This window comes from Streptomyces mexicanus, from assembly GCF_902506575.1.
GTDB classification, from domain to species: domain Bacteria; phylum Actinomycetota; class Actinomycetes; order Streptomycetales; family Streptomycetaceae; genus Streptomyces; species Streptomyces mexicanus.
In genome coordinates, this window is sequence record NZ_LR732544.1 from 6,222,465 (window position 1) to 6,229,778 (window position 7,314).

Consider the following 7,314-nt stretch of genomic DNA (forward strand, 5'->3'; position numbering starts at 1 on the left):
TGGAACGTCCGCAGCGGCAGCCGGCCGCGCCCCGGCCGGGCGCACCGCCGGTGACGGACGGGACGACGGACCCGGCGGCCCGCCCGGCCGCCCCGCCCGCGCCCTCGGAACCGGCCTCGGCCGATCTGGAACTGCTCGTCCACGGTGTCGGCGGCACCACCCCCGACAAGATGCTCGACGACCCGCGCACCGTGCGGGTCACCGGCGACGACACCGCGGCCGTCTACCGGCGGGCCGACGACGTGGACGCCGAGATGCGGCCCGGCGGACACCGGAGCACCCCCGTGCCCGAGGCCTACGTCTGGTGCAACCTCACCTCCGGCAACGGCAGCCGCGCCCTGTGGCTGTTGCTGCTGCCGTTCATGGTGGTCAACCTCGCCCACTGGATGCGCCCCTGCGCGCACGGACGCCGCCGCACCGTGCGCCTGTACGGCCTGCTGGTCCGCCTGTGCGGCCTGACCCTGACCGTGCTGCTCGTCGCCGCCGCCTGCGAGGCCGCACTCGACCTGATCGCCTGGCAGTGCGCGGGCACGCGCGCGTGTGCCGCCCGCCACTCCTGGCTGGGCTTCCTCTCGCCCGCCGCCGGCGGCTGGTGGAGCACGCCCGGCCGCAGGCTCGTCCTCGCCGCGCTGGTGCCCGGCGCCCTCCCCGCCCTGCTGTGGTACCTGTCGCACCGCACCTGGAGCGCCTACGAGTCCCAGCAGCCCCTGTCCCCGGGATCCGACCCGGAGGAGGACACCGCCGGCGGCGCGCTGGCCCGGCCCGGCTTCTGGTACGGGCGCCGTCTGGTGGCCCGGCTGCGCGCCGCCCACACCGCCGCCGGACTGCTGACCGTGGCCGCCGCCCTCACGCTGCCTGCCGCGCACGCCGACCGCCGCCCCGGCGGGTTGGAAGCACTGGACCCCTTGGGTTGGCTCCTGCAGGCCGCCCTGGCCGTCACGGCGGGCGTCGTGGTGGGCGTGGTCTGCCGGCGCGGCCGCAGCGAGCACCGCCTCGACCGGCAGCTCGACCGCCCCCTGGTACGCCGCCTGCCGCTGGGCGCCCTCCTGCTGCTCGCGCTCGCCGCGCTGTACGCCGGCTGGTCCCGCCCCGGCTGGCACTCGACCGGCCGGCTGCAGGGCGATGCCGCTTTCGGCGCCATCACGCTGGTGCAGGGCTTCCTGGTCGTCGTGCTCGGCGTCACCGCGCACCTGTTGCACCGCGCCCACCGTCCGCCCTCCCGGGCCGCCGCGGGCAGCGACGCCGCGCCCTCACCCGCCGCGCTGCGCGGCCTCGGCGGGCCGGTGGTCGCGATGCTGGCCTGCGCCCTGGGCGGCGTCATGTCCGGCGGAGTCGCGCAACGGGTGTCCGACTGGCTGGACGGCACCGGCACCGCCCTGCCCGGCCCGCCGGTCCTGCTCACCTGGCAGGCCTCCGTCATCCCGCCGCTGCTCGTGGTGGTGCTGGTGCTGTGCGGCCGGCTGGCCGGGCGCGCCCTGCGGCGGGCCCGCGCCGAGCGCACGGCGGTCGCGCGCGACTACCCGGACGAGCCGCTGGACGCCCGGCGCACCCGCCAGATCGCCCGCGTCCGCGCGGTGGCGACCCTCACCGACGACGCGCCCCTCGTCGCCGGCGTCGTCTCCGCCGTCGCCCTGCTGCTGGGTGCCGCGGCCGTCGTCGGCGCCCTGGGCCCCGGCCGCACCCCGGCCCGGGCCGCCGCGGGCCTGCAGGCCCCCGTCCTGGGCGCGGCCGAGACCGCGCAGGCCCTGGGCTCCTGGCTGATAGGGCTGGGCTTCATCGTCTTCGTCACCTGGGGCCAGCGCGCCTACAAGGACGCCTCCGCCCGGCGCACCATCGGCATCCTGTGGGACGTCGGCACCTTCTGGCCGCGCGCCGCGCACCCCTTCGCGCCCCCGTGCTACGCCGAACGCGCGGTGCCCGACCTCACCTGGCGGATGGCGACCTGGACCCGGGAAACGGGCGGCCGACTGGTGCTGTCCGGGCACTCCCAGGGCAGCGTGCTGGCCGCCGCCGCGGCCTGGCAGCTGCCGCCGTCCGTGCGGCGGCGGGTCGCGCTGCTCACCTACGGCTCCCCGCTGACCCGGCTCTACGGCCGCTGGTTCCCGGCCCACTTCGGCCAAGAGGCCCTCGTCGGCCTGCACCGCGACATCGTCTGCTGGCGCAACCTCTACCGGCTCACCGACCCCATCGGCGGGCCCGTCCGGCTGCCCGGCGACTGCGGCCCGACCGTGGACCGCGCCCCCCTGAAAGACCCGCTCGTCTACGGCCGCACCGCCCGGCATCCGCTGCCCGAGCCGATCCTCGGCCACTCCGACTACCAGGCCGACCCGGCCTTCGCGGAGGAACGCCGCCGGCTGCTGGCCCGGCTGCACCCCGAGGTGCCGGCACCGCGCCACGGCACCGGGCAGCCCACGGATCCGGACGGCACCGGGCCGACGGGCACCGAGCGGCAGGAGGACGCCGGACCTCAGGGCAACGGGGGCAGATCCTCGGGGTAGAGCAGCGTCAGATCGTCGGTGTCCGGGTCCTCGAGCTGCGCCACCCGGCCCGCGTGCCGCTCGACCATCGCCTCGAAGGTCTGCCGCGCGGTACGGCCGTTGCCGAACGCGGCACCCTTGGGGATCTCCGTGAAGTACTTCAGCAGCGCCTCGGCCGTCCCCGGAGCCAGCCGGTACTCGTGCTCCTCGGCCTGCTGCTCCACGATGCGCAGCAGCTCCTCGGGACCGTAGTCGCTGAAGGTGATCGTGCGGGAGAAGCGGGAGGCCACACCGGGGTTGACGGACAGGAAGCGCTCCATCTCGGCGGTGTAGCCGGCGACGATCACCACGACCGCGTCCCGGTGGTCCTCCATCAGCTTCACCAGCGTGTCGATGGCCTCCTTGCCGAAGTCGCGCCCGGCGTCCTCCGGCGAGAGCGCGTACGCCTCGTCGATGAACAGCACCCCGCCGCGCGCCTTCTCGAACGCCTCCTGGGTGCGGATCGCGGTCGAGCCGATGTGCTCGCCGACCAGGTCCACCCGGGACACCTCGACGAGGTGGCCCTTGTCCAGCACCCCGAGGGAGGCCAGGATCTCGCCGTACAGACGGGCGACCGTCGTCTTGCCGGTGCCCGGTGAACCGGTGAAGACCAGATGCCGCTTGACCGAGGCGGCCTTCAGGCCCGCCCGCTGCCGGCGCCGGCCCACCTCGATCATGTCGGTGAGGGCGCGGACCTCCCGCTTCACGCTGTCCAGGCCCACCAGGGCGTCGAGTTCACCGAGTACGTCCCGCGCGGTGCGCGCGGGCCGTTCCGGCTCCGGCGCGGGCGGCAGCGGCGCCTGCTCGGTGGCGCGCTGCCCGGGGACGGCACCCAGCAGGCCCGCGGACGGGCTCGCCGTCTGCACGGCCGTCTCCCGCGCGACCGGCGGGCGGGCCCCCCCCCCCCCCCCCCCCGCGCCCCCCCCCCCCCCCGGGGCCGCGCCCCCCCCCCCCCCCCCCCCCCCCCCCCCCCCCCCCCCCCCCCCCCCCCCCCCCCCCCCCCCCCCCCCCCCCCCCCCCCCCCGGCGGCCGCCCCCGGCCGCCGGCGCAACGGGTTCTTCGACGCCCTCGCCCACACGATGCGGCACGCCGCCGCCTCCCCGGGCGTCCCCCGTGCCGAGGCGGGCCGCCTGCGGGCCCGCTCCGCCACGTCACCGAACCAGCTGATGCGGCGGGTCCGCCCGGCCGGCAGGCCCCCGGGGGGGGGCGGGGCGGTTCCCCCCCCCCCCCCCCCGCCGCCCCCCCGGGCCCCCCCCCCGCCCCCGGGCGGGCCCCCCGCCCCCTCTTCTCCCCCCGGTCGGGCGACCGCCCCCCGCCCCCCCCCCGCCCCCGGCCCGCCCCCGCGGGGGGGGGGGGCGCCCCCCGCCGCTCTCGTCGCTGGTGCAGTCCTCCACCAGGGGGCCCGAGCCGCCCGCCGCGTCCGGCCCGCCGTCCGCGAACTCGTACCCCCCGCGTGCGCCCCGCTCCGTACGGCACCTGCGCAGCGTGGTGCGGCAGCCGTCGATCACGTGGAAGCCGTAGCCGCCGCTGCCGGTCACCCGGCAGCCCAGGAAGCTGCCCCGGCCCCCGGCGGAGACGTAGAAGCCGGCCTCGGTGGGGGAGTCGACCGTGCACCGCTCGATGGTGGGGTCGGCGCCCTTGGTGACGATCACGCCGGTCTGGGTGCCGTCCACGGTGCAGTTGTTGAGCGTGCCGCCGCTGCCGTGGTCGCGGAACCAGGCGCCGGTGGCCGCGTCCTTGATCCGGCAGTCGTCGAGCTGCGCGGTGGCGCCGTCGCTCACCGACACGGCGGTGTTGCGCACCTGCGACAGGTCGCTGTCGACGACGTCCGCGCGGGAGCCGCGGTCCAGGACGAACAGCGCGTCCGGCACGTCGTGCACCCGGCAGGAGTCGAGGACCGCCGTCGCCCCGTCGCTGACCCACACGGCCGGGTAGTCGCCGGTGCTGTCGAAGATCTCGCACTGGTTGGCGTCCACCCGGGTGCCCGGGTCCCACACCGACAGGCCGTTGCGCCCGAAGCGGCGCACCGTGGTCCGCGTCAGCGTCAGCACCGACCGCGAGCGCAGGTCCACCGCGTTCTCCGGGATGTCGTTGATCCGGCAGTCGGCGAGGGTGAGCACGGCGTCCGTGTCGAGGGTGACCCCGTCGGCCGTGGTGCGGTGCACGTCGCAGTCGGTGAGGTGGGCGGTGGCCCGGCCGGTGATCTGCACTCCGCTGCCGCGTACCTCGTAGACCTCGCAGCCGACCGCCTCGAGCGCGGAGCTGTCCCCGGTCACGGTGATGCCCGCGCCGGAGGCGTGGTGCACCCGGCAGCGCTCCAGCCGCGGGTGGGCGCCGCCGCGGACGGCCACACCCGCCTGCCCGGCGGCCACGACCTCGCACTCCTCGAACACCCCGCCACCGCCGTCGAGCACGGCGATGCCGATGCCGGCCGGATTGTCCACCGTGCACTGCCGCACCGTCGGCCGGGCGCCGCCGCGCACCTCTACGCCCGTCGCGGACCGGGTCACGATCCGCACGTTCCGCAGCTCGGCCGCGCCCTCCTCCACCAGCAGCGCGGGCGCGGCGGCGTCCTGCCCCTCCACGTGCAGGTCCTGCACGACCGCCGAGGCCCGCACGGTCAGCGGCACACCGTCCACGGGGGCGATGCGCACCGAGCCGGGCGAGCCCTCCGGGCCGCGCAGGGTCACCGCCCGCTGGAGGACGAGGTTCTCGCGGTAGGTGCCCGGGGCCACGGTGAGGACGTCGCCGTCCGCCGCGGCCTCCAGGGCGGCGGCGAGCGATGCGTACTCACCCGCGCGGCGCCGCCACCGCGACGTGCCGGTGTGCGTCACCTGGACCGTGCCCTGTGCCATGGCGTTGCTGTGTCCCCACCTCGTCGTACTGACGGCTCGCTCGTGTGCGGGTCGTTGCCGATTGGGTCGGCCGGTCCACCGTAGCGTGCGCGTCGGGGGCAGGTTGACCGGAGTCCGAAGGAGGTCAACTGCCGGTTCCGGTACGGCCCCAGTCCGGACCGGCGCGTTCCCAGGCACGGTCCCAGTGCGCGTAGCGGCGGCGGACCAGACTCCAGACGATCAGCCTGCGTATGCCCTCCACCGCTCCCGCGGTCAGCAGGGCCGTGCCGAGGCCGGCGAGGACGGCGTGGGTGGTGGCCGTGGCGGGGTCCAGGGGGCGCATCGCCAGGTGCCCGTGCCGGTCGGTCCACACCGGGAAGTGGTCTCCCGGATGCGGGGACTTCAGGCTCGTGGTGACCGGGCCGTGCTGCCGCGTGCCGTCCGGGGCGGTCCAGTCGGCCGCCACGCGGTGGCGCAGCTCACGCCCGGTGGAGATCTCCGGATCCGGGTCCGGCGTGAGCCGGTCGAGCTCCTTGACCACGGTGGCCGTGACGACGTACCGGGTGTGCCGCTGCTCGCGCACCGCGCGTTGCAGGGCGTCCTGGGCGGCGGATCCGACGAGCGCACCGACCACGGGCGCGGCGACCAGGACCAGCAGCAGGGCCGCCAACGCCACCCAGGACTCGACCAGATCCGTCGTGCGCCGCAGCGGATTGCGCCGCCAGCGCCACAGTCCGCTGATCGCTCGCACGTCCCGCACCCCCCTTCCTGCTCCGTGATAACCCCTGGCGGAGCCCGTCATCGGCGAACCCGGTCGAAGAGAGAGCGAAATCACCTCGGCCGGGGGCTCTCAGGAAACTCTCACCAGACCCCAACGACCGTGCCGCGTACGGGGTTCCCGCCGCCGCACGCGGATCGTCCGCACCCCTCATTCGAGGACGGTGACCGGGTCGCCGACCCGGATGGTGCCGGTCGACTCGGGCACCAGGTTCTGCCCGAAGACGAGGTCGCCGCCGAAGCGGCGGTGGCGGCCCAGGGTGCGCAGGGGCTCCTTGCCGCGCTCGGCGGTGGCCTGGTCGGTGGTGGTGACCACGCACCGGCCGCACGGCTTGGCCACCCGGAAGACGACCTCACCGATCGTGATGCGCTGCCAGTCGTCCTCGGCCCAGGCGGGCGCACCGGCCACCACGACGTTCGGCCGGAACCGGTTCATCGGCACCGGGCCCTCCTCGGCCCGGTCGCCCTCGGCGATCAGCGCGTTGAGCGAGTCCAGCGACGCCCGCGAGGCCAGCAGCAGCGGATAGCCGTCGGCGAAGCTGACCGTCTCGCCCGGCAGCGCGTACGTGGGGTCGACGGGCCGGCGTGTGGCGGGATCGTCCATGTGCACCAGCCGCGTGCCCGCGCCCACCAGGGCGCTGCACCAGGCGTGGGCGGCGGCGCCGGCCGGAACGGCCTCCACCTTGTCGCCGAAGACCTGCACCGTCACCGTGGCGCCCGGCGGCGGCACGGGCACCGTGATCGGGTCCTGCCCGGGCGCGGACAGACGCAGGCCGCCGCCGGGCAGAAGCTCGGCGGCGGCCAACGCGAGATGCGGCTGCTGGCGTTGCGTGACGACCTTTCCCCCGTCGTCGATCAGCACCCAGCGCCGGTCCCCGGCCAGCCCCCAGGGCTCCACCACGGCCTCCCGGAGCCCTGTGGCCCGGAACGCCTTGACCGGGTGTATGTGCAGCGACTGCAGTTCCGCGTTCCCCATGACCTCATCCTGCCAGGCGGCACGGACGGGCCGGGAGCGGATCAGTAACCGCGGTACTGCTGGTTCTGGTACGGGTCCTGGTAGGGCGCCGGGGCGGGCCGGGGCGCGGCCGGGCGCATCGCCTCGTACCCGGCGCCGCCCGTCATCGGGCGCGGCGGGGTCTGCTGCTGCGGGCCCGGGTACCCGCGGGGCCCGGAGGCCTGCTGCGGGA

4 protein-coding genes and 2 pseudogenes are annotated in these 7,314 nt (G+C 76.5%); 1 reads left to right on the top strand and 5 read right to left on the bottom strand.

Annotation, left to right across the window (positions count from 1 at the left end; all coding sequences use genetic code 11):
- The first annotated feature begins 170 nt into the window (after window positions 1–170).
- Entirely contained in the window at window positions 171–2,498 is a 2,328-nt protein-coding gene (locus tag GV126_RS27815) for a lipase family protein (protein ID WP_236570304.1), read from the top strand.
- On the opposite strand, the pseudogene GV126_RS27820 reads toward GV126_RS27815, so the two are convergent.
- The 5 genes and pseudogenes from GV126_RS27820 to GV126_RS37375 form a co-directional block, all read right to left on the bottom strand.
- Window positions 2,468–3,403: pseudogene (locus GV126_RS27820) on the bottom strand (AAA family ATPase); the annotation flags it as partial. The gene GV126_RS27815 and the pseudogene GV126_RS27820 overlap by 31 nt on opposite strands.
- Before the next feature lie 462 nt (window positions 3,404–3,865).
- Window positions 3,866–5,371: pseudogene (locus GV126_RS27830) on the bottom strand (right-handed parallel beta-helix repeat-containing protein); the annotation flags it as partial.
- A gap of 124 nt (window positions 5,372–5,495) precedes the next feature.
- Window positions 5,496–6,101 carry an Rv1733c family protein gene (locus tag GV126_RS27835; RefSeq protein WP_159674181.1) on the bottom strand — a complete coding sequence of 202 codons (606 nt, stop codon included), beginning with the start codon at window positions 6,099–6,101 and terminating at the stop codon, window positions 5,496–5,498.
- 177 nt (window positions 6,102–6,278) lie between these two features.
- Window positions 6,279–7,103, bottom strand: a complete 825-nt coding sequence (locus tag GV126_RS27840) for an MOSC domain-containing protein (RefSeq protein ID WP_159671913.1) — start codon at window positions 7,101–7,103, stop codon at window positions 6,279–6,281.
- 41 nt (window positions 7,104–7,144) lie between these two features.
- The coding region (locus GV126_RS37375) for a DUF6643 family protein (protein WP_328707369.1) at window positions 7,145–7,314 on the bottom strand (170 nt) is incomplete at its 5' end.

Bases quoted from the DNA above. Each gene is read 5' to 3' on its own strand.
- GV126_RS27815 (WP_236570304.1), top strand. From the start codon at position 171: ATGCTCGACGACCCGCGCACCGTGCGGGTCACCGGCGACGACACCGCG.
- GV126_RS27840 (WP_159671913.1), bottom strand. From the start codon at position 7,103: ATGGGGAACGCGGAACTGCAGTCGCTGCACATACACCCGGTCAAGGCG.